The sequence below is a fragment of the Pseudomonadota bacterium genome (assembly GCA_016719885.1).
In the GTDB taxonomy this organism is placed as follows: Bacteria; Pseudomonadota; Gammaproteobacteria.
In genome coordinates this window covers 399,707-419,295 of record JADJYF010000026.1, presented here as the reverse complement: position 1 = coordinate 419,295, position 19,589 = coordinate 399,707, and the positions used below count along the sequence as shown (strand labels likewise).

Sequence of the window (19,589 nt, the reverse complement as noted above, 5' to 3'; positions counted from 1 at the left end):
GCGCACTGCTCATGGAAGGCGCATGCAGCGTTCATGGACGGCCGCCGACAAGGCGCTCGTAGACGCCCACGTATTTCTTCACGGTATTGACCCAGTTGTGGTTCTGTTCGACGTGAGCCCGCGCCCGGCCCCGCAGAGCTTGTTGCAGCCCGCTGTCGGACAGCAGGCGATCGGCGGCGGCCGCCAAGGCCGGGGCCGAGCCCGCCTGGAACAGCAGCGCGGTCTGTTCATGCTTCATCAGTTCCCGGTGTCCACCGACATCCGAGGCTAGGACCGCCTTGCCGTAGGCCATGGCTTCGAGGGGTTTGAGCGGCGTCACCAGTTCGGTCAGGCGCATCGGAGTACGCGGATAGACCAGGACATCCATGATGCCGTAGAACTTTTCGATGTCGGCGTGCGGCACGCGCCCGGTGAATATGACTTCACCGCTCACGCCGGCCGCCGCCGCCCGCGCTTCGAGTTCGGCCCGTTCGACGCCATCGCCGACCAGCAGCAGCCGATAGTCCGGATTGCTCCGCCGCAGTATCGCCATCGCGTCGATGAGCACCGCGAGGCCTTCGAAAGTGAAGAACGAGCCGGCGAAACCCAGGGTGTGTCCGCGCTTGAGCCCGTAACGGCTCGCGAGTTCGGCGTCATAGTGAAGCTCGGTGCTGAAGCGCGCGAAATCGACCGAGTTCTGCACCACCGTCATCTTGCTGTCTGCGACGCCGCGCGCTTTCAGATCGTCGGCGATACCCCGACAGATCGGCACCACGTGATCGACCCGTCGCACCACATGCGTTTCGCTGGCGCGGGTCAAGGTGTAGCGCAGGTCGCCTTCCGTGCAACTGCCCGCATCGACGGCCGCGTCTTCCCAGAACGACCGCACCTCGTAAAGGATGGGAATACCAGCCTGGCGGGCCACGCCGATGGCCGCCAAGCCATTCAAGGACGGCGAGTGGACATGAATCAGCTGCGGCCGGGTGGTCTCCACAATCTCCGCGACGCGCTTCTTTAGTGCGCGCACCACGCCGACCTGGTCCAGGATGGGAAGCGTGTAGATGCCGCCGGGCATTGCCGTCCTGAAGAACTCCAGGCCCTCGGCCTGTTCGACGCCGCCCTTGCTTCCCGCATGCTTGGGGGAGGTGACGTGCACCGTCTCCATGCCGAGGGCGCGCTGGAAGCGGATGATCTCCCAGGAACGGAACGCGTAGCCATCGTAGTGCGGCAGGGAGTGATCGAGAACGTGGAGAATCTTCATGACAGCCGCTTCAGAACGCCGAGGTGGTTTGCATGCAGGGCTGAAGTTGCGCCGCAGACAATAATCTTATGTTTGTAAATCCGCCCGCGGACGACGGTGAGCGCGTCCACTCGTCCGCCCCATCCCAGGCGTCGAGCACGAGCGCGACGATGCGGAGTGTGCGGGCCATGCGGTAACAATACGACTGCCGTGTTCGACTTTGTGCTAAGGGGCCGACCGATCCGCTTCGCCGGAGGCAGGCGTCGCACTTCGAACGTGGTCCCATTTGCTGTGTCGGACGCCGCGGAACTCGTCATAGATGCCAAGCAGTGCCGCCCAGTTGACCAGGTAAAAGTAATAGAAGAGATAGACGAGCTTCGGTTGGGGTTCGCCGCGCTGGTTCAGTTGATGTCCGCGTACCGCGAGCACCGCCGAAAGCAGCAGCCCCAGCAGCGACAACAGGTAGATGCCTGCGTGGCCGTCGACGACAAGCAGCAGGTTGACGACGGCGAGTAGTGCGATCAGGGGCATCGCGAACCAGCGAATGATCTTGTGGGCCACGATCTGGAAGAGGAAAGCCGGGTTGTCGGCATTTCGAACGCCCGCACCGTAGCGCCGCCATGCGCGCCAGCTGCGGTTGACGATGCGGCGCTTGCGTTTGAATTCCTTGCCGAACGAATCGGCGCCTTCTTCGTAGCAGCGCGCCTTGGGATTGAACACGCCGCGGTAGCCGGCAGCAATGATTTGCAGAGGATTGACGAAGTCGTTGATGTCGTCCTCGCGCAGTGGCCAGAAGAGTCCGCGGCGAATCGCATAGATGGCGCCATCGCCGCCGACCACCGAGCCGAAGGCCGATTCCATTTCCTTGATGGCCAGTTCATAGCGCCAGTAAAGGCCTTCGCTGTGCTGGGCCTGGCCGGCGTCACCGTCACTGTAGTGCGCGGCGCCAACCACGTATCCGACCTTGGGATCGGCCAATGGCGCGACCAGTTCGCGTATCGCCGCCGCTTCGTACATGGCGTTGGCATCGGAGAACACCACGACTTCGCCATTGGCTTTTTCGATACCGTGATTGAGTCCGGCGGTCTTGCCGCGCCTTTCTTCCTGCCGATGCAGAACGACCCGCGAGTCCTGTGCGGCGTGCTTGAGTACGATGTCGTCGGTGCCGTCGTCGCTGGCGTCGGAAATCACCACGATTTGCAGCTTGTCCGTGGGATAGTCGAGCGCGCGGGCGTTGTTGAGCTTGGCATCGAGCACCGCAGCCTCGTTGAAGGCGGAAATGATCAAGGTGACGCCAGGCAGATGATCACCCGACTCGACAGGGCGATAGGGGCCGCGCAGCCTGATCAACAGCCACAGCGTCAGGGGATAGCCGATGTAGGGAAACACCACCATCGCCGCCAATAGCCAATAGCCCAGAACGAGCAAGGTGCTCATGCGGCGCTTTCCAACGGTGCGTGCCGCGGACCGCGCATGACCGCGGGTGACGTTCTGCCCGGCCGCCGACCAAGCGTCGCCCAGGGCCGTACAGATGGATAATTTCTCATCTCTAACATATTGAAAACATGTAAAATCTGTGGCCTGGAAAATAGCATGGATCGGGCTCGCCTGTAATTAGCGGCCGGCATTGAACAAGCTTGCGGATGCTCTCGCGGACCTACGCGCATGGCTGCGCCGGACGTGCCGCGGCTTTCTGCCTGGGGAGATGGTGTGTTTGCAGGGCGCGTGGCGTGGGTTCCGCGGAACGGCCTCGATTCTCACCGCGCGTGGTCGATATGTTCAGCTTGCCGTGGCGCGCGAGTCCGCGGCGGCCGACCGCGAATACGCCGCCACGATGAGCGGACGGGTGTTGCGGCGCGTGAGCGGCGAACGCAGGTACAGAAAAACGGAGCGGTACGCTGCCAAGCAGCCCCAATAGGTATCGAGATCATGGTGACGTCGACGGCATTCAACAAGCTCAAGCGGACGGCGGCGTGACATGTCGACGCCCACGCACTCACCGTCCGCCCAACCAGCGCTCGAACTTTTGACCTATTCCGCGCTGTATCCCAATTCACTGCAGCCGCGCCACGGCATCTTCGTTGCTCAACGCCTCAAACAGCTTGTGCAGGACTGCGCGGCGCGCAGTCGGGTGGTCGCGCCCGTGCCGTGGTTCCCGAGCACCGCGAAGGCCTTTGGTCAGTATGGTGTGTATGCCTCGGTACCTCGCCAGGAACAAGCCGACGGCATGCAGGTTTACCACCCGCGCTTTCCGGTGCTCCCTAAAGTGAGTTGGCACGTCGCGCCGTGGCTCATGTATCGCGCAACCCGCAACCTGGTTGCCGATCTGCACCGCGTCCAGCCCTTCGATGTCATAGACGCGCACTTTTTTTATCCTGACGGTGTGGCGGCCGTGATGCTGGGTCGTGAACTCGGACTGCCGGTCACCATTACCGCGCGCGGCAGCGATATTACCGAAATGCTGAATTTTGCCCTGCCGCGACGCTGGATCCTGTGGGCGGCCGAGCATGCGCAGGCCCTCGTGACGGTGTGCTCGGCGCTGCGGGACCGACTCATGGAAGTCGGCGTGGCGGGCGAGAAAATCACCGTATTGCGCAACGGTGTCGACCTCGACCGCTTTGCGCCCGTCGACCGCGCCAGCGCGCGTGCCGCGCTCGGCGTCGACGGGCCCATGTTGTTGTCGGTCGGGAACCTGATTGAACTCAAGGGCCATCACCTGATCCTCGAAGCGTTGCGGCAACTGCCAGACCATCGGCTTTTCATCATAGGTAGCGGGCCCGACAGGCAGGCGCTGGAAAAGCTCGCGCGTAAACTCGGCGTCGACCAACGCACCCGTTTCGTGGGATTGGTTCCTCAGGCCGAACTGCGAAATTATTACGGCGCCGCCGATGCCTTGATTCTTGCCTCGAGCCGTGAGGGATGGGCGAATGTGCTGCTGGAAGCCATGGCCTGTGGCACACCCGTCGTTGCGACACGGGTATGGGGCACGCCCGAAGTGGTGGCGGCGCCCGCCGCCGGTGTGCTGATCGATGAGCGCTCAGGTGCGGGCATCGCGGACGGCGTGCGTCGTCTGTTCGAAAACGCGCCGGCGCGTGCCGATACGCGCGCCTACGCCGAGAATTTCAGTTGGCAAGACACCAGCCGCGGGCAAATGGAAGTGTTCGCGCGCGCCCGTCAGCTCATGCCCTGAGCGTGGCGTCATGCGCGCCGGGCGTGGCGCGGTGTGTTCATCGCGGTGCGGCTGTCGGCGTGCCGGGCAGTTGTTCTCCGGCCACGAAATAGTTCTTGAGCATCTGCCCCAGGTATCGCCAGTGCCTCAAGTCCCAAGGTGTGTAGCGCGGCAACTGCCAGGGATTGGTGGCGGCGTTGGATGTGCCTGCCGCGGTGGTTACCGCGCGCACATATCCGCTGTCGCGCAGCATGGCGATGTGTCGCGCAGCGAAATCCGTTTGTGGGCGGCCGTTGGGGTAGGCGAAGGAGTCGATGCGTTCGCCGAGGATGGTCTCGAGCTGCGACTTGTTGTCGATGATTTCCTGCCGAACGCGTTGATCGTCCAGGGCGCACAGGATCGGGTGAGTCACCGGTATGGCCGCCGATTTCCATGCCGGCACGATGCAAGTCGCGAATCTCCGCGTCGTCCATCATCATCCGCGCCGGACGCGCACCACTGCGCGCCAGTAGTTCGGTCGTGACTGCTTCGCGCTCATCGTAGGGCAGGTATTTGATACGGCCAAGCATCCTCAGCGCTGCATCGTGACGGTCTTCCCCCAGCGCAACATCTTCCAACCCAAAGCTCGCCATCTCGATGGTGTCGTGCGGCCAGGCCCTGATGGCCTCGATCACGCGGTCGTTCCACATCATGCCCCCGTGCGTATAGCGGGTGGTCACGAAAAACGTCGCCGGCACCTGGTACTTGAGCAGCACCGGCAAAGCATTGACGACATTGTCGCGATAGCCGTCGTCGAAGGTGATGCACAGCGCGCGAGCCGGTAATCGTCCTGCCCACAGCTTTTCGGTGGCCTCGCGCAGCGGCAAAATCCGGAAGCTGCCGCTCAGCCAACGGATCTGGGCGTCGAATTCGGCAATCCCGGGCGAGTCCCTGCGCAACGGGTCTGGCGCATCGAGAACGCTGTGGAACATCACGATGGACAGACGCGACTCGAGCACTGAAAACGAGTGCAGCGCCAGCCTGCAGGTGAGTCCTAGAATGTCGATGGTCATGTTGCTAGGGGTTCCGGTGCGATGCGTTTCGACTTCGCCGTTAGCGGCGCCTGCCGCTTTCCCTGCAGGGCGCCGGCGACACTGTGAATTAATGTACGGCAGGTGCCGATAGCGTACCATTGCGACAGAACAGGAATCCTGGATCGCCATGTTGTTCGTTTGTGGAGCGCTAGGCCGCGGCACGCCCGGTGTGGAAGCGCAGTTGCGTGAGGAGATGGTCGGGGCGCGCCGCAGTGCGTTGAAAGCCGAGGTGGTATTTGCCGACGGCACCGGCAGTGCGCTTGCTCATGCGCAGGGCCAGATGCTGGTACTGCGGGCCGGAGCGGTGCGGGCCCACCTGTGGCGCCCGCGGGGCGAAGCGCGGGCCGGCGATGGCGCTGAACTCCAGCGCTGCGCCGATGCCTGTCAGGCTCGCGGCGCCGTCGACATAGCCGCGTTTGGTGGCGCTTTTGTACTGCTGCTGAGCGACGAGCGTGACGGCGCTTTCATGCTGGCCAACGACCGCTTGGGCATTTGTCCGGTCTACTACGTGGCCGGCAATGACCGCCTGTGCTTCGCCAGTGACGCCGATGCGCTCGCAGGCTGCCATGACTTCCACCGCGAATTCGATCCGCAGGCGATTTACGACTACGTCTTCTTTCACTGCATTCCGAGCCCGCGCACCATCTACCGCGGTATGCGCAAGCTCGAGCCGGCCAGTGTCCTCAGCGGAAACGGCGCGAACGTCGACGTTCAACCCTATTGGATGCCGCACTTCGCGTCGTTCGACCGTGCCCCCGGCGAGCAGGCCGCTGCACTGGTCGAATGTCTGTCTGCGGCAGTGGGAGCGCGCATTCAACCCGCCAGTGGCGCGTTCTTGAGCGGTGGCCTGGACAGTTCCACCGTGGCCGGCCTTCTTGCCGGACATGAGGCCGGCGCACGCACCTTCACCATCGGTTTCGATGCGGATGGCTACGACGAGTCCGGCTATGCGCGAATTGCCGCCCGTCATTTTGGCACGGTCCATCACGAATACTTCGTCACGCCCAAGGATGTGTGCGAATCGCTGCCGGGCATTGCCAGCAGCTACGGAGAACCATTCGGCAACTCGTCCGTGATCCCGACGTTCCATTGCGCGCGTTTCGCGCGCGAGCACGGTATCGAAACCATGCTGGCCGGCGATGGCGGAGACGAACTGTTTGCCGGTAACACGCGTTATGTCGATCAGAACGTGTTCGAGCGCTATTTCAAGGTGCCGGCGGTGCTGCGCGGGTTTCTCGAACTCGGCTACCGGCTGCTGCCGGTGCTGTCGCGGCTGCCCGTGGCGGGCAAGGGCGCGCGCTACATCGAGCAGGCCAAGATGGGCCTGCCGGACCGCCTGCAGTCCTACAACTTCCTGAACCGGTTCGACCCGCACAACGTGTTCGAAAGCGACTGGCTGAGCGCCATTGACAGGCAGTCGCCATGGAAGGCGTGGCGGGCCCGTTACCAAGCGCCGCTCGAGGCCGACGCCTTGCAGCGCATGCTTTATCTGGACTGGAAGTTCACCCTGGCGGATAACGATCTCGTCAAGGTCTCCCGCATGTGTGATCTCGCCGGTGTTGAAGTCTGCTATCCGATGCTGGACACGGCGGTGCTGGAGCTTTCGACCGCGATCAGCTCCGCCACGCTGCTTGCCGGCGGCAGACTGCGGGGGTTTTACAAGAGCGCGTTCGACTCCTTCCTGCCTGGCGAGATCATTACCAAGAAGAAACATGGTTTCGGGCTGCCTTTTGGCGTATGGATGCGTAATGATCTGGGCCTGCAGGCGCTGGTGGCCGATGCGTTCGCCGGCATGCGCAAACGCGCGATATTCGCGCCCCGTTTCCTGGACGACGCGCTGCGCCTGTTCCGCGAGGACGCTGCCGGCTATTACGGCGAACTGGTTTGGATAGTGACGATGCTGGAAATGTGGCTCGCCAGCCACGAGTAAGCCAGTGGCGGGTGCGATGAATCGGGTGGAAACGATGATGAAGCCAGATTGGAACAGGATTGAACAATGGTTGGCGGCGCGCCGTCGCGGTTGGCGGCGTGGTGCTGGCGCAGCCGTGCTGTTGCTCGCGGCGCAACAGGCATCTGCGCTCGAATTCGTGCCGAGCGACCTGGAGTGGGGTGCCTGGCCGACGTACTGCAAGGCCCGCTACATGGTGTCGGGCGCCGGTTCAGAGTCGCGCTACGCGGGCAAAGTGTCACGCGCCACGATCGATGAGTGGGAGCTCAAGCTCAAGCCGGTCTGGTACGGACTGCATCATTATTGCGCCGGCATTCACTTGTTTGCCCGCGCGACCCGCGAGAAAGAGAAGCGTTTCGCGCGCAGTGGCTTCGAGCGCGTCGCGAGCGAAGCGAGCTTTTCGCTGGCACGCGCAAGCGAATCGCATCCCTTCTATTCGACGATACTGACCTTGCGCGGTCGCGCTTATTTCGAATTGGGGCAGTTCGATAACGCCAAGCTGGATTTTGCCCGCGCGATCCAATTGCACCCGGAGGTGTCTGATCCCTACGCGGCCTGGGGGCTGCTGTTACGTCGCTCCGGGCACCCGACTGAAGCGCGCGAGACTCTCGAGCGCGGCATTGAGAGCACCAAGGGTGGCACCGCCGAATTGCACTATTTGCTTGGTATCGTGCTGCTGGATGCCAAGGACTACGACGGCGCGCTCGAGCACGCCAAGATCGCTTACAAAAAGGGCTACCCATTGCCCGGACTTAAACGGAAGTTGAAGAACGCTGGTCACTGGAAGGACTAGCACCTGGTTGAAGAACACGGGGCGCGCCGTGTTCTTCACCGTCCGCAAGCCTGCCGAACCACGTCCCGTTCCTGGCCGCAGGTTTGCCGACATCATCTGAAGCGGTCTTGGGACCCACGCGTATGCCTTGGCGAGTTTTGTGGGCAGGAGGCCATGACGCAGACATGCAAGCGGCCGCCAAGCTGACGGGCGCAGGGGTGTCGAAAACACACAAGGGCGTTTTGCAATGAGCTTTTCGGTCAACGGCCAACACCCAGACGGCCTGAGGCGCAAGCCAGTCTCGCGGGCGAAATTTCTTGCCGGGGTGGCGCGCGCGTGCAGTGTCATGATGGTGCTGGGCGCCGCCTGTCGCCCCGCGCTGGCCTCGCCAGAGTCCGACCGGGTGCTCGAAATCCCGGTCGGCCAACTGCGATTCGCGGATGGCCGCCACGCTTTTCGCGTTGCCGGGCTCAGCGACACCAAGCCGCGTCCAGCCGGCAGCACAAGTGCGGCGGCGCACGGCGACACTCCCAAACCGCCCGGTGGCGAGCCTGCCGCGCCAGCGAAGACACTGGACGCGCAGGCGGCGCTTATCGCGCCCGGCCATTGGGGCGTCATCACGGCCGACAACACCGCGAGCGCCATCGATCCTGCCCGCGATCCCGGCGCCAATCCCAACTACCCGAGCCGCCCGCCCTACAACGGCTGGACGGGTTACGAAGCGCTGTGGTCGGCTTGGAACAGCGGAGCGCAGGCGCCCAGTTTCGGCCCCTGCGGCACGCTGCTTTACTACGGTGGTGGCCACATGGACTACTGGGGTAACGCGGTCGTGGCCGTGAACCTGTGCGGCGGCGCCCAAGGCGGGCCGAAGTGGGAACGGCTGAACGCCCCCTATTCCGGCCCCATCGAATGGCCCTATGCCAACGGCGCGTTCCCCGATGACACGCCAGTGCCGGTCCATACCTATGACCTGCTGACGTTTGATCCCAAGAGCAATTCACTGGTCGTTTTGCAGTCGATGGCGAGCGGCCGGGATTCGACCTACACGCCCAACGCGTGGCGCTTCAACCTCGAATCGAAGACCTGGAGCGGTCCATTCGCGCACCTGGGGGCGCGTTACGGCGCGTCGGCCTACGACAGTCGGCGCGGACTGGTGTGGTTCCAACCCGCCCTCGGCAGCGAAGGGCAGTTCGCGTCTTTCGATCCCGTGACCACCGAGTTCAAATACTACGGCAAGCCTTCGCCGGCCCGCGTCGGCAATCTCGATTCGATGATGGGCTATGACCCTGAGCGGGACAAACTGGTGATCACCTCGTTCCGGCTGCCCTTTGACGCCATCGCCGAGCGCGATCCGGCCCGGCCGAACGCGCCCTGGGTGGTCGCGGCGCAACGCGACGGGCCGAGCGCGCGATGGGGCCAGCACGCCTTCGCGTGGTCACCCCTGCGCAAGGCCTGGATAGTGTGGATGTCGCAAGCGGGTGACATGGTTTACGAGGTGCGAAACACCGGGACGACGGCCAGCGCCGGGGCGCCCATCTACACGTGGCGGGCGCTGACCGGCGCGAGCAATACCGTCATACCCATTGCCCCGAAAACACGCCACAACGGTTCATTCGAGAAGTTCCAGATCGTGACCACCGCGTCGGGCAAAGAACTGATGCTCGGGCAACTGCGCCTCAACGACGGACTGTTCGCGTTTCACGTGCCGGCGCCGGGCGCCGAGGCAGCGCCCAAGCAAGAGGTTGTCGACATCTGCGGCCCCAACAATTGCACTCCTCTCAAGTTTGGCGAACCGGGTTGGAAGGACGTATGCGCATCGCCGGGCATGGTGATCTGCGACAACTTCGCCGACCCCCGTAACTTGGACGGCCGGCTGTTGAGCGGTGACTCCACGCCGACCTTGGCCGATGGCAAGCTGGTGCTCGAGATCCCCTCGAACAGCGGCGCCAATGCCGGTGGCAATTACACCACCACGTTCCCCGCCATTGGCCAGGGGCGATTCATGGCGATTGCCTACCGCGTGAAGTCCGATGCGGGTGCCGTGGCCCAGCCTGGGCGGAAGCAGTTCACGCTATGGCGCGGCAACGCGCCGTGCACGGACCTGGAACTGTCGCAGACCCACCATCACCGTTTGCCGGTGCTGGTGCCCTACACCCGGTGCGGTGACGGCCACTTGCGGGTGCCGATCGGTCCCAACGATTACCGTGTGCATTTCCCTGATTACGACTGCACCTACCGAGACCTGCAGACGGGAAACATCGACAACTGTGCGGTCACGCATGCCGACGTGTGGGAGAATTTCTACATCGAACTGACGATTGGCACCTATGGCCAACCCGACAGCCACGTCGTGATGTGGCACAAGAGCGATGGCGGGGTGTGGAAGCGCTATATCGACAGCAAGGACTTCACGTTTTCCGGATCCGGTGGCTTCGACCATTTCATGTTGACGGTGTACATGACTGGCAAGAATCCGGCCATCACCCATGCGCCGGGCCGCGTCGAGTACGACTACCTGCTGATATCCACCCAGCCATTTTCTGTCGATTCGCTGCTCAAGAACTGATAAGGCCGAAAAGCACACCATTCGGTGCCGGTCCGCAAGCGGTCGGCGGCTTCGCTGCCGCGGCACGTCGACGATTCCTCGTGTGGCACATCGGTAAAGGCTTCCTCTGCGCGCCAATCCACTATTCGGCGAGCGGGTTCGGGCGTCCACTGGCATGGCATAATGTCGACCCGTGCGATTCAGGAAGTGCCGGCCGGCGCCGCTATTCCAGGCAGTGCGGGAGGTGGGGCGCGTGGCGAGCGGCTATGCGCACATTGGCCCACACGAGCGTAGCAACCCAAGCGAGCCGATTGCCCCAGCGCCATGCGAGACCTAGTTTTCGTCGCCTATCACTTTCCGCCATTGCGCGGCAGCAGTGGCATCCAGCGAACCCTGTCCTTCGCGCGCAACCTGCCTCGTTTCGGTTGGAGACCGCATATTCTCACCACCACCGAGCGCGCCTACGAGCAGGTCAGTGCGGAAAGTCTGAGCCTCATTCCTCCGGGCACGTCGGTGTATCGCGCCTGTGCGCTGGACGTGAAGCGTCACCTCGCCATCGGTGGGCGCTATCCCGACTTTCTCGCCGTGCCCGATCGCTGGTTGAGCTGGGCGGTGTCGGGCATCGTCGAAGGCGTGAAACTGGCGCGCGCCGTGCGCCCGGCCGCCATCTGTTCGACCTATCCGATCGCCACCGCGCATATCATCGGCTACGGCGTCAGCAAGCTCACCGGCCTGCCATGGGTGGCCGATCTACGTGACCCCATGTTGCAACCTGGCTTTCCCCACGGCTGGCTGCGACGTAAATCGTTTGGTTGGATTGAGCGCTTGATCGTCGCCCACGCTAGCCGCATGGTCGTGACCACCCCTGGCGCCGCCGAGTTCTATCGACAGCGTTATCCGCAGCTGCCCGCTGAACGTGTCGTCGTGATTGAAAACGGCTACGACGAGGAGATGTTCCCCGAGGAGCGCGCGCCCGACACCGTCGAGCGCAGCCCCGGGCGCGTACTCACCCTGCTGCACAGCGGCATCATGTACGCTCACGACCGCGATCCGAGCCAGTTCTTCATGGCCCTGCGCGAGGTGCTGGCGGAAGCGAGCGCATTACCTCTGCGGGTACGCGTGATTCTGCGCGCGCCGGGCACGGAAATGCAGTTTGCCGAGATGGCACGGCAGCACGGCGTGGGAGATTTCGTCGAAGTCGCACCGGCTATCCCTTATCGCGAAGCACTGAAGGAAATGATGGCGGCCGATGCCTTGTTGATTTTCCAGTCCAGGGGCTGCAACCACCAGATCCCGGCCAAGGCCTATGAGTACCTTAACGCGGGCCGGCCCATCATCGGCATCACCGACCCCGAGGGCGACACCGGTCGGCTGCTGTTGTCGCAAGGCGTACGCGCCGTGGCCGCGCTAGAAGACAAGGACGCGATTAAAGCGATGCTCCGCGAGTGTCTGCCATCTGTGCGTGACAACACCACCTCGCTACCGAGCAACGAACAGGTGGCAAAACTTTCGCGTCGTGCGCGGACCCGCGAATTCGCCCAATTACTCGACGAGATTGCCGTAGCCGGATGAACAACGTGGTACACGCCTGCCGGTACGTCTCACCGGTGACAGTCCAATGGTCGGTGCGATGAATTCGTCCGCCTCTCTCCGGCAGCCCGAGCACGCTTTGCATTCTCAAGAAGCGTTTGCGCTGGTGCTCGGCATGAGCATTCACGGTCTCGCCATTTCACGCGCGCTGGCACGTGCCGGCATCGAAGTCTACGCCATCGAACAATCGCCGCAGTTGCCGGCGACCGCGACGCGCTACGCCAAGGTGCTGTACGCGGATGGCATCAATTCCGAGCGCGCGGCTGACATTCTGCTCGAGCAGCGACGCTTTTTGCCGCAGGACAGGCCGGCGGTGCTGTACGCCAGCAGCGACAACATGGTGCGCTCGATTGCCGCCAACTGGTCACGGCTCGAGCCGTACTTTCGCGTCAGTTGGTCCGACTCGATCTCGACGGTGCAGCATCTGATCAACAAGGCCAACCTCGAGCAGGTGTGCCGCGACCGCGACGTGCTGTATCCACGTTCGAGTATTCTCGGCGAAGGCGACAGCATCGATGCCGCCATCGAGGAAGTCGGGTTGCCGATCCTGGTCAAACCGATACGCCCCCTGTCGGGCTTCAAGGCCGTGCACATCGAGCATGCCGAGCAGTTGCACCGCCTGGTCGATCAGTTCCGTGGCGATCTGCCGTTCCTCGTGCAGCGCTGGATCCCCGGTGGCGACGAGACGCTGTATTTCTGCTCGATGGTGCTCGACAACAGCCAACCGCTGGCGGTATTCACCGGGCGCAAGTTGCGCGCCTTTCCGTCCGGCACGGGCGTCGGCACGGTGGTCGAGTCCTGCCCCGCACCGGATGTGCGCGCGATCTCGGAACAGTTCGTGGCCGGACTGGGCTTGTCGGGCCCGATCGCCATTGAATACAAGCGTGACCCCGAGGGCCGGTACTGGCTGATCGAACCGAACGTGGGACGCACCGAATACTCGGTGGATTTGATCATCCAGCACGGGCTCAATTTCCCGCTGCTCGAGTACAAGCTCGCACAGGGGCGGCCGGAGGCGGCCCCCGACATGCCGCGGCGCGAGGTGATCTGGTACGACAGCGAACGCGACCCGCTGTGCTATGCGAAGCTGTGCTGGCAGCAGCTGACCTTGAAACCCTATGGCAAGACCCCGGTGCTGCCATACTTTGGTTATGGTGACAGCAGGCCGTTGTTGCGCGCCTTGCGACGGCTTTGCGCACGCTTGGTTGCCGCGCCCATCAACCGGCTCGAGCGCTTGCTCGGTCGCGGAGGTAGCGCGCGCTTGAGCGTTCACGCCAATTTCGACGCGCTGCCGCAGGACGCTCGCGAGTTGATAGAGCGTTATGGTGCAGCCAACCCCTTTCTGACCTCGGCTTGGTATCGCAACTATGAACAGCAGGTGGCCTGCCGCGAAGGCGAGTCTCGCTGGTATTGCGTGCGCAATCTCAAAGGACGGCTTTACGGCGTGTGGCCGCTGGTTCGCATCCAGGAGCGTGGACGCGTCATCCTGCGCGCGATGGGTAACTACTACACACCCTATGCAACCCTGCCGTTCGACGTAGATGCGGAAGCCGCGGCGGAGGTGTTCACTTCGGCGGTGGCGCAACTACTGACCGGTGTCGACAAGATCGACGTCAGGCCCGTTGCGCCGGACGATTCGCTGATAGAGTTTCTGAAGCGCCCCGGCCAGCCCCACGCGGTCATCGAACCGAAGACCGTCAACTGGTCGCAGCGGGTCACCAGCGTCGAAGCTTACTTTGACGCTTTGTCGGGTAAACTGCGCTCGACCATCGTGCGCAAGATGCGGGCGCTGGCCGCCCACACTGGCGTCGAATTTCGCATTCACACCTCGGTCGAGGGGCTGGACGCGGCGATGGATGACTATTTTTCAGTCTACGTCGGCAGTTGGAAGCTGCCCGAGCCCTTCCCCGAGTTCATTCGTGGATTGGCGCGACTGGCCGCCGGACGGGGATGGTTGCGGCTCGGCCTGCTGAAAATCGGCGGCCAGCCGGTGGCGGCCCAGTTGTGGCTGGTGCGCGATGGCGTCGCTTATATTTACAAGCTCGCGTACGTGTCGGCGAGTGCCCAGTGGTCACCCGGCACAGTGCTGACCTGGCACTTGGTTGAGAACGTCGTCAAGCATGACCAGGTGACCCGGCTCGACTACCTGACCGGTGATGACAGCTACAAACAGGACTGGATGACCGATGCGCGTACGCTTAGTCGCGTCACCTTTGCCAATTGGCGTCGGCCCTTCGGTCTGCTGTTCGTATTGCGCTCGCTATGGCAGCGACGCGCGCGCAGCGGGGCGCATGGCGCGGGACCGTAGCGCCCTGGCCGACAAGACACAATTCAGGAACTGAACCGATATGCAAGACGTGGTCATCCGCATTCTGTGCGAAGTGCTGGGGATTGAAGCGGCCAAGGCCAAGCTCGATGCCCGCAGCGGCCTGCTCGGGCACCTGCCGGAGTTCGATTCGATGGCGGTGGTGGCGATCCTGACGGCGCTCGAGGATGAGTTCGGAATTGCGGTCGACGACGACGAAGTGGACGCCGAATTATTCGAAACCGTGGGCAGCTTGGTCGCGTTCGTCGAAGCCAAGACCGCCGCTTAAGGCTGGCGCGGGCCAGGCGCCGTGGACGGCCCGGCAATGCAAGCGCAATTCTTGGAATTGAACGGGCGACGCCTGTTCTGTCAACGCGTGCGCGGCGCCGCCGCGCGCCAGCGGCTGCTGGTCCTGCCTCCCTTTGGCGAAGAGTTGAACAAGTGCCGTCGGCTGTTGGCGCTGTGCGTGCGCGGCTTGGCGACGGACGGCCACGACGTATTGTGGCCGGATCTTTTCGGCACCGGCGACAGCGGCGGCAATTTCGAAGACGCGAACTGGGAGTTGTGGCGAGCCGATGTCGCCGCGCTGGCGGCATGGCACCTCGACGAAGCCGGGCAACTGCCGGCCGCGGTGCTGGCGGTACGCAGCGGCGCCCTGCTGCTCGAGGCATTGCCCGCGGCGTGTCGGCAGCGGGTGGTGATGTGGCAACCGGTGCTTGATGGCGCGCGTTTCCTGCAGCAGTTCCTGCGTCTGCGCGTGATGTCGGAACGTATGAGCGGCGGCAGCGAGAGTCTTGCCGACCTCGAGCGCGCACTCAGCGACGATGGCCAGCTCGAGGTGGCCGGGTACATGCTCAACGGCGCGCTCGCGTCCGGCATGCGCGAAGCGCAACTCGGTGCCGCCAGTCTCGCCGGCAGTGCCCTGGTGCACTTGCTCGAATTCAAGACCAGCATCGAGGCCGCGGTGAGCGTGCCGACCCAGCGCTTCGCAAGCGCATTGATCGATGCCGGCATTGACGCGCGGACCCAGTGCGTGACGGCCGAACAGTTCTGGGCGACGCAGGAAATCAGCGCGCCGCTCGAGGTCGTGACGGCCACCCGCGCTGCCTTCGCGACGAGTTGAGCGCTGATGGAAGCCCTGGAAAGCCCGGTCAGTTTCGAGGTCGACGGCGAGCGCTGTACGGGCATCTTGCACGCGGTGTCGCGAGCTGCGAGCACCGGCGTGCTCGTGATCGTCGGTGGACCGCAGTATCGCGTCGGCAGTCATCGCCAATTCGTTCTGCTGGCGCGCGCGCTGGCCGCGGCCGGCACCCCGGCGTTGCGCTTCGACTACCGTGGGCTCGGCGACAGCGAGGGCGCGGCGCGTGATTTCACGGCGATTGACCAAGACATCCGCGCCGCCATTGATTGCCTGGTCGCCCACACCGGTGTCGCGAACGTGGTGTTGTGGGGATTGTGCGATGCGGCCTCGGCCGCGCTCATGGCGGCGCCGCTCGACGCCCGTATCCGCGGCCTGGTCTTGCTCAATCCCTGGGTGCATACCGAGGCGGCCGAGGCGCAGGTGCGGCTCAAGCAATACTACCTGCAGCGGCTGATGAGTCGCGACCTGTGGCGCAAGGTGCTGCGCCTGGAATTCGATTGGCGCGCTTCACTGCACAGCCTGCTGGGCTACGTGGGCGCCGCCCGCTCCACGACGCGCGACGCCGATGGCGCGGCGCTGCATTTCATCGAGCGCATGCGGCGCGGGTGGGCGGCCTTCGAGCAGCCGGTGCTGTTGATCCTGAGCGGCAACGATTTCACGGCCGCCGAGTTTCGTCAGCTGATCGAGCAGGACGCCGGCTGGCGACAGATGCTGGCGGACAAGCCGTTCGAGACCGTGGAACTGGTCGAAGCCAACCACACCTTTGCGCGCGCCGAGTGGCGCGATGCCGTGGCGCGGGCGACCATCGACTGGCTGGCGGAGCAGGGCGGGGATACGCCTGCCTAGACCAGGATTTCGATGGGCGCCGGATGGCTCAGGAACAGGTGTGGGCTGGCGCTATAGCCGTAGGCGCCGGATTGCAGCACCACCACCAGGTCGCCGATTTCCATGCCGGGCGTTGCCATCTTGTCGGCCACGATATCGAGTGGCGTGCATAGCGGACCGACGATGTTGACCACCTGCGAGTGTGGCGCGCCGAGCTTGTTGCCTACCACCACCGGGTAGTTCTTGCGTATGACCTGGCCGAAGTTGCCGGAATTGGACAGGTGGTGATGCAGGCCGCCATCGACCATGACGAAGGTTTGGCCCTGCGATTCCTTGATGTCGGTCACGCGCGTCACGTAATAGCCAGCTTCGCCGGCGATATAGCGACCGAGTTCGACCACGATCTCGGTGTCACCGAGGGCGTCGGCATGCAGGCGCAGGCTGTCGTCGAGGGCCGCGCCGACCGCCGCCAGGTCCAGCGGCATTTCCCCCGCGAAGTAGGCGATGCCGTAGCCGCCGCCGATGTTCAGGAAACCGAGCGTCACGCCGGCCTCGGCACACAGGCGCAGCGCCAGTTCCAGGCTGCGCTGGTTGGCCTCGATGATGGCTTCCGCCTTGAGATTCTGTGAGCCGCAGAAGATGTGCAGTCCCGCTACCGGCATTCCCGCGGCGCGCATGCGCGCCAACAGCGCCGGCACGCGCGCGGCGTCGATGCCGAACTGCTTGGGTGAGCCGGCCATCTTCATGCCCGCGCCCTTGAGTTCGAAATCGGGATTGACGCGTAAGGCGATGCGCGGGGCGATGCCGAGCGCGTCGGCGTGACGCACGATGCGATCGAATTCGGTCTCCGATTCGCAGTTCAGGCACACGCCGGCGGCCACCGCCGAGCGCAGCTCCCATTCCTGTTTGGCCGGTCCGGCGAAACTTACCTCACTGGCCGGCATGCCGCTGTCCAGGGCGGTCAACATCTCGCGCTGCGACGCCACGTCGAAACCATCCACCAGCGGGCGCAAGTGCGCGACGACCGCCGGCATCGAGTTGGCCTTGATGGCGTAGTGCAGCTTGACGCGGGCCGGCAGGCAGGCGCGCAGTTCGGCGATGCGTGTAGAGAGCGCGGCGCGGTCGTAGGCGTAGAACGGCGTGCGGCCGACGCGTTCGGCGAGCGTCGTCACCGACATCCCGTTGATGAGCAATTGACCGTTGGCGCTCGCGACGTTTTGCAGGCGGCTGTGTACGGGTTTCGCGTCCTGCATGGCGTCAGGCTTCACTGCCGGTTTGCTCGATGAACAGCGTCGCGTAGTCGCTCGCCAGCTGTGGGCGATTGATCTTGCCGTTCGGATTCTGCGGCATGTCGTCGCAGAAGATGACCTTGTGCGGCACCATGTAACCTGCCAGCGCGCGGCGGCAGGCGGTGACGATGTCCGCCTCCTCGAGGGCGTGGCCGGGCAAGGGGCGAATGACCAGCACGATGGCCTGGCCGAGTTCGGCATGGGGCGCACCCACCGCGGCGACGGTTTCAACGCCGCCATGGGCGTAAACCACTTCTTCGATTTCTTCCGGACTGACGCGGTAACCCGAGGTCTTGATCATGCCGTCGCTGCGCCCGACGAAATACAGGTAGCCGTCTTCGTCCATCCGGACGGTGTCGCCCGACCACACCGCCATTTCCTGCACGGGGATGCCATCGGGTTGGCCGGGTGCGGGCTTGAAGCGGGTTGCGGTGCGTTCCGTATCGTTCCAATAACCGAGCGACACCAGCGCGCCGCGATGCACGAGTTCACCCGGTTCATTCGCCACACACGGCGTGCCGTCGGGCCGCACCACCATGATCTCGGCATTCGGGATGGCCTTGCCCATCGAGCCGCGCCGCTCGTCCAGCTTGTCCGGCGGCAGGTAGGTGGAGCGGAACGCTTCGGTCAGCCCGTACATCAGGAATGGCGTGGTGTTCGGCAGTTTCTGCCGCAAGCGCGCCAGCACACCATCGGGCATGGCGCCGCCGGAGTTGGTGATGTAACGCAATGAAGCGCGGACCTCGTCCGGCCACTCCAACGGCGCCAGCTGCGCCCACAGTGGCGGCACGCCGCCGAGGCCCGTGATGCGGTGTCGCGTCAGGGCCTTGATCACATCCTTGGGCAACAGGAAATCGAACAGCACACAGCTTGCGCCTTTCAGCACCGCGCTGGTCAACTGGTTGAGGCCGTAATCGAAACTGAAAGGCAGCACCGCCAGCAATCGATCTCGTGCATCGATGCCAAGATACTCCGACACGCTGCGCGCGCCGTCGACGATGTTGCGGTGGGAAATGATCACGCCCTTGGGGCGCCCGGTGCTGCCGGAGGTGTAGAGAATCGCCGCCATGTCGTTGTCGATGCGACGAGGAGGCAGGTAATGCGCGTCAAGCTCGCCAGCCGGCTCCCATGCCGACAACGACAGCGGCGGCTCGAGCGTCACGTCGCCAGGCTCGGACAACAGCACGTGGTGCAGGGCGCGACACTCGGGCAGCACTTCGCGCAGATGCTGAAGACGTTCCGGCGCCGTGATGAGAATGCGCACGTCGCAGTCGTTGAGGATGTGTTCGACCTGCGCCGGCTTGAGTACCGGATTGACCGGAACAAATACGCCGCCGGCACAGCTGACAGCGTAAAACGCGTAAGCGCACAGCGGCGTCTTCGGCAGGAATACGGCGACCCGGTCATTGGGCCTGACGCCCAGGGCCGTCAGGCGCGCGGCCAGGCCAAGGACTTGCTGGCGGAAGCCGGCGGCCGAGATTGCGCCGAATTTGTCGTGGACCAGCAGGTCTTGTCCGGGGTCGCGCTCGGCGGTTTCAAACAGTGTCTGATGCAGTAGATAGGCCATGCTGTCTTCGCAAGTCGAGGGTCGAATGCCATTCACGCGCGCAGGCTGGACACCGCGCGGCGCCGGACTCATCGCGAGTCTTAGCGGCGCGCGCCGGTCTTTCCTGAGTTGCCGGCGGCGATTGTAGCGGTAAGCAGACCCGCGCG

The 19,589-nt window shown here is 64.0% G+C and carries 14 protein-coding genes; 9 read left to right on the top strand and 5 right to left on the bottom strand.

The window, feature by feature from the left end; genetic code table 11:
• Positions 1-31: 31 nt before the first annotated feature.
• Together IPM80_22640 and IPM80_22635 are read right to left on the bottom strand one after the other, a co-directional pair.
• Positions 32-1,240, bottom strand: a complete 1,209-nt coding sequence (locus tag IPM80_22640; protein MBK8961144.1) for a glycosyltransferase, exosortase A system-associated — start codon at positions 1,238-1,240, stop codon at positions 32-34.
• A gap of 204 nt (positions 1,241-1,444) precedes the next feature.
• Positions 1,445-2,656, bottom strand: coding sequence for a glycosyltransferase family 2 protein (locus IPM80_22635; protein ID MBK8961143.1), 1,212 nt, complete (start codon positions 2,654-2,656; stop codon positions 1,445-1,447).
• A 541-nt stretch (positions 2,657-3,197) separates the two neighbouring features.
• Between IPM80_22635 and IPM80_22630 the strand changes: the two genes are divergently transcribed.
• A complete protein-coding gene (locus IPM80_22630; protein MBK8961142.1) occupies positions 3,198-4,409 on the top strand; it encodes a glycosyltransferase family 4 protein in 1,212 nt (403 codons plus the stop codon).
• Between the two features lie 8 nt (positions 4,410-4,417).
• Here the strand turns inward: IPM80_22630 and IPM80_22625 are convergent, their stop codons facing one another.
• Positions 4,418-5,440 (bottom strand): polysaccharide deacetylase family protein, encoded by a 1,023-nt coding sequence (locus tag IPM80_22625; GenBank protein ID MBK8961141.1) that lies wholly within the window; start codon positions 5,438-5,440, stop codon positions 4,418-4,420.
• A gap of 190 nt (positions 5,441-5,630) precedes the next feature.
• Between IPM80_22625 and IPM80_22620 the strand changes: the two genes are divergently transcribed.
• The 8 genes from IPM80_22620 (at position 5,631) to IPM80_22585 (ending at position 16,608) form a co-directional block, all read left to right on the top strand.
• Positions 5,631-7,391 carry an asparagine synthase gene (locus IPM80_22620; GenBank protein MBK8961140.1) on the top strand — a complete coding sequence of 587 codons (1,761 nt, stop codon included), beginning with the start codon at positions 5,631-5,633 and terminating at the stop codon, positions 7,389-7,391.
• A gap of 34 nt (positions 7,392-7,425) precedes the next feature.
• Entirely contained in the window at positions 7,426-8,202 is a 777-nt protein-coding gene (locus IPM80_22615; protein ID MBK8961139.1) for a tetratricopeptide repeat protein, read from the top strand.
• A 226-nt stretch (positions 8,203-8,428) separates the two neighbouring features.
• The gene (locus tag IPM80_22610; protein MBK8961138.1) at positions 8,429-10,747 is read left to right on the top strand and encodes a hypothetical protein; all 2,319 of its coding nucleotides are present in this window, start codon (positions 8,429-8,431) and stop codon (positions 10,745-10,747) included.
• Between the two features lie 303 nt (positions 10,748-11,050).
• Positions 11,051-12,298 (top strand): glycosyltransferase, encoded by a 1,248-nt coding sequence (locus IPM80_22605; protein ID MBK8961137.1) that lies wholly within the window; start codon positions 11,051-11,053, stop codon positions 12,296-12,298.
• A 97-nt stretch (positions 12,299-12,395) separates the two neighbouring features.
• Positions 12,396-14,624 (top strand): GNAT family N-acetyltransferase, encoded by a 2,229-nt coding sequence (locus IPM80_22600; protein ID MBK8961136.1) that lies wholly within the window; start codon positions 12,396-12,398, stop codon positions 14,622-14,624.
• 40 nt (positions 14,625-14,664) lie between these two features.
• Positions 14,665-14,910, top strand: a complete 246-nt coding sequence (locus tag IPM80_22595; protein ID MBK8961135.1) for an acyl carrier protein — start codon at positions 14,665-14,667, stop codon at positions 14,908-14,910.
• Positions 14,911-14,946: 36 nt separating this feature from the next.
• Entirely contained in the window at positions 14,947-15,744 is a 798-nt protein-coding gene (locus IPM80_22590; protein ID MBK8961134.1) for a hydrolase 2, exosortase A system-associated, read from the top strand.
• A 6-nt stretch (positions 15,745-15,750) separates the two neighbouring features.
• The gene (locus IPM80_22585; GenBank protein MBK8961133.1) at positions 15,751-16,608 is read left to right on the top strand and encodes a hydrolase 1, exosortase A system-associated; all 858 of its coding nucleotides are present in this window, start codon (positions 15,751-15,753) and stop codon (positions 16,606-16,608) included.
• On the opposite strand, the gene IPM80_22580 is transcribed toward IPM80_22585, so the two are convergent.
• Both IPM80_22580 and IPM80_22575 read right to left on the bottom strand, forming a co-directional pair.
• Positions 16,605-17,840, bottom strand: a complete 1,236-nt coding sequence (locus tag IPM80_22580; GenBank protein MBK8961132.1) for a pyridoxal-dependent decarboxylase, exosortase A system-associated — start codon at positions 17,838-17,840, stop codon at positions 16,605-16,607. The two genes, IPM80_22585 and IPM80_22580, sit on opposite strands and share 4 nt — an antisense overlap.
• 4 nt (positions 17,841-17,844) lie before the next feature.
• A complete protein-coding gene (locus IPM80_22575; GenBank protein ID MBK8961131.1) occupies positions 17,845-19,443 on the bottom strand; it encodes an acyl-CoA ligase (AMP-forming), exosortase A system-associated in 1,599 nt (532 codons plus the stop codon).
• Positions 19,444-19,589 lie beyond the last annotated feature (146 nt).

What these genes read in the sequence shown, in the direction of transcription:
- IPM80_22575 (MBK8961131.1), bottom strand. Translation starts at nt 19,443, where the DNA reads ATGGCCTATCTACTGCATCAGACACTGTTTGAAACCGCCGAGCGCGAC.
- IPM80_22595 (MBK8961135.1), top strand. Translation starts at nt 14,665, where the DNA reads ATGCAAGACGTGGTCATCCGCATTCTGTGCGAAGTGCTGGGGATTGAA.
- IPM80_22630 (MBK8961142.1), top strand. Translation starts at nt 3,198, where the DNA reads ATGTCGACGCCCACGCACTCACCGTCCGCCCAACCAGCGCTCGAACTT.
- IPM80_22605 (MBK8961137.1), top strand. Translation starts at nt 11,051, where the DNA reads ATGCGAGACCTAGTTTTCGTCGCCTATCACTTTCCGCCATTGCGCGGC.
- IPM80_22615 (MBK8961139.1), top strand. Translation starts at nt 7,426, where the DNA reads ATGATGAAGCCAGATTGGAACAGGATTGAACAATGGTTGGCGGCGCGC.
- IPM80_22590 (MBK8961134.1), top strand. Translation starts at nt 14,947, where the DNA reads ATGCAAGCGCAATTCTTGGAATTGAACGGGCGACGCCTGTTCTGTCAA.
- IPM80_22610 (MBK8961138.1), top strand. Translation starts at nt 8,429, where the DNA reads ATGAGCTTTTCGGTCAACGGCCAACACCCAGACGGCCTGAGGCGCAAG.
- IPM80_22580 (MBK8961132.1), bottom strand. Translation starts at nt 17,840, where the DNA reads ATGCAGGACGCGAAACCCGTACACAGCCGCCTGCAAAACGTCGCGAGC.
- IPM80_22585 (MBK8961133.1), top strand. Translation starts at nt 15,751, where the DNA reads ATGGAAGCCCTGGAAAGCCCGGTCAGTTTCGAGGTCGACGGCGAGCGC.
- IPM80_22635 (MBK8961143.1), bottom strand. Translation starts at nt 2,656, where the DNA reads ATGAGCACCTTGCTCGTTCTGGGCTATTGGCTATTGGCGGCGATGGTG.
- IPM80_22640 (MBK8961144.1), bottom strand. Translation starts at nt 1,240, where the DNA reads ATGAAGATTCTCCACGTTCTCGATCACTCCCTGCCGCACTACGATGGC.
- IPM80_22625 (MBK8961141.1), bottom strand. Translation starts at nt 5,440, where the DNA reads ATGACCATCGACATTCTAGGACTCACCTGCAGGCTGGCGCTGCACTCG.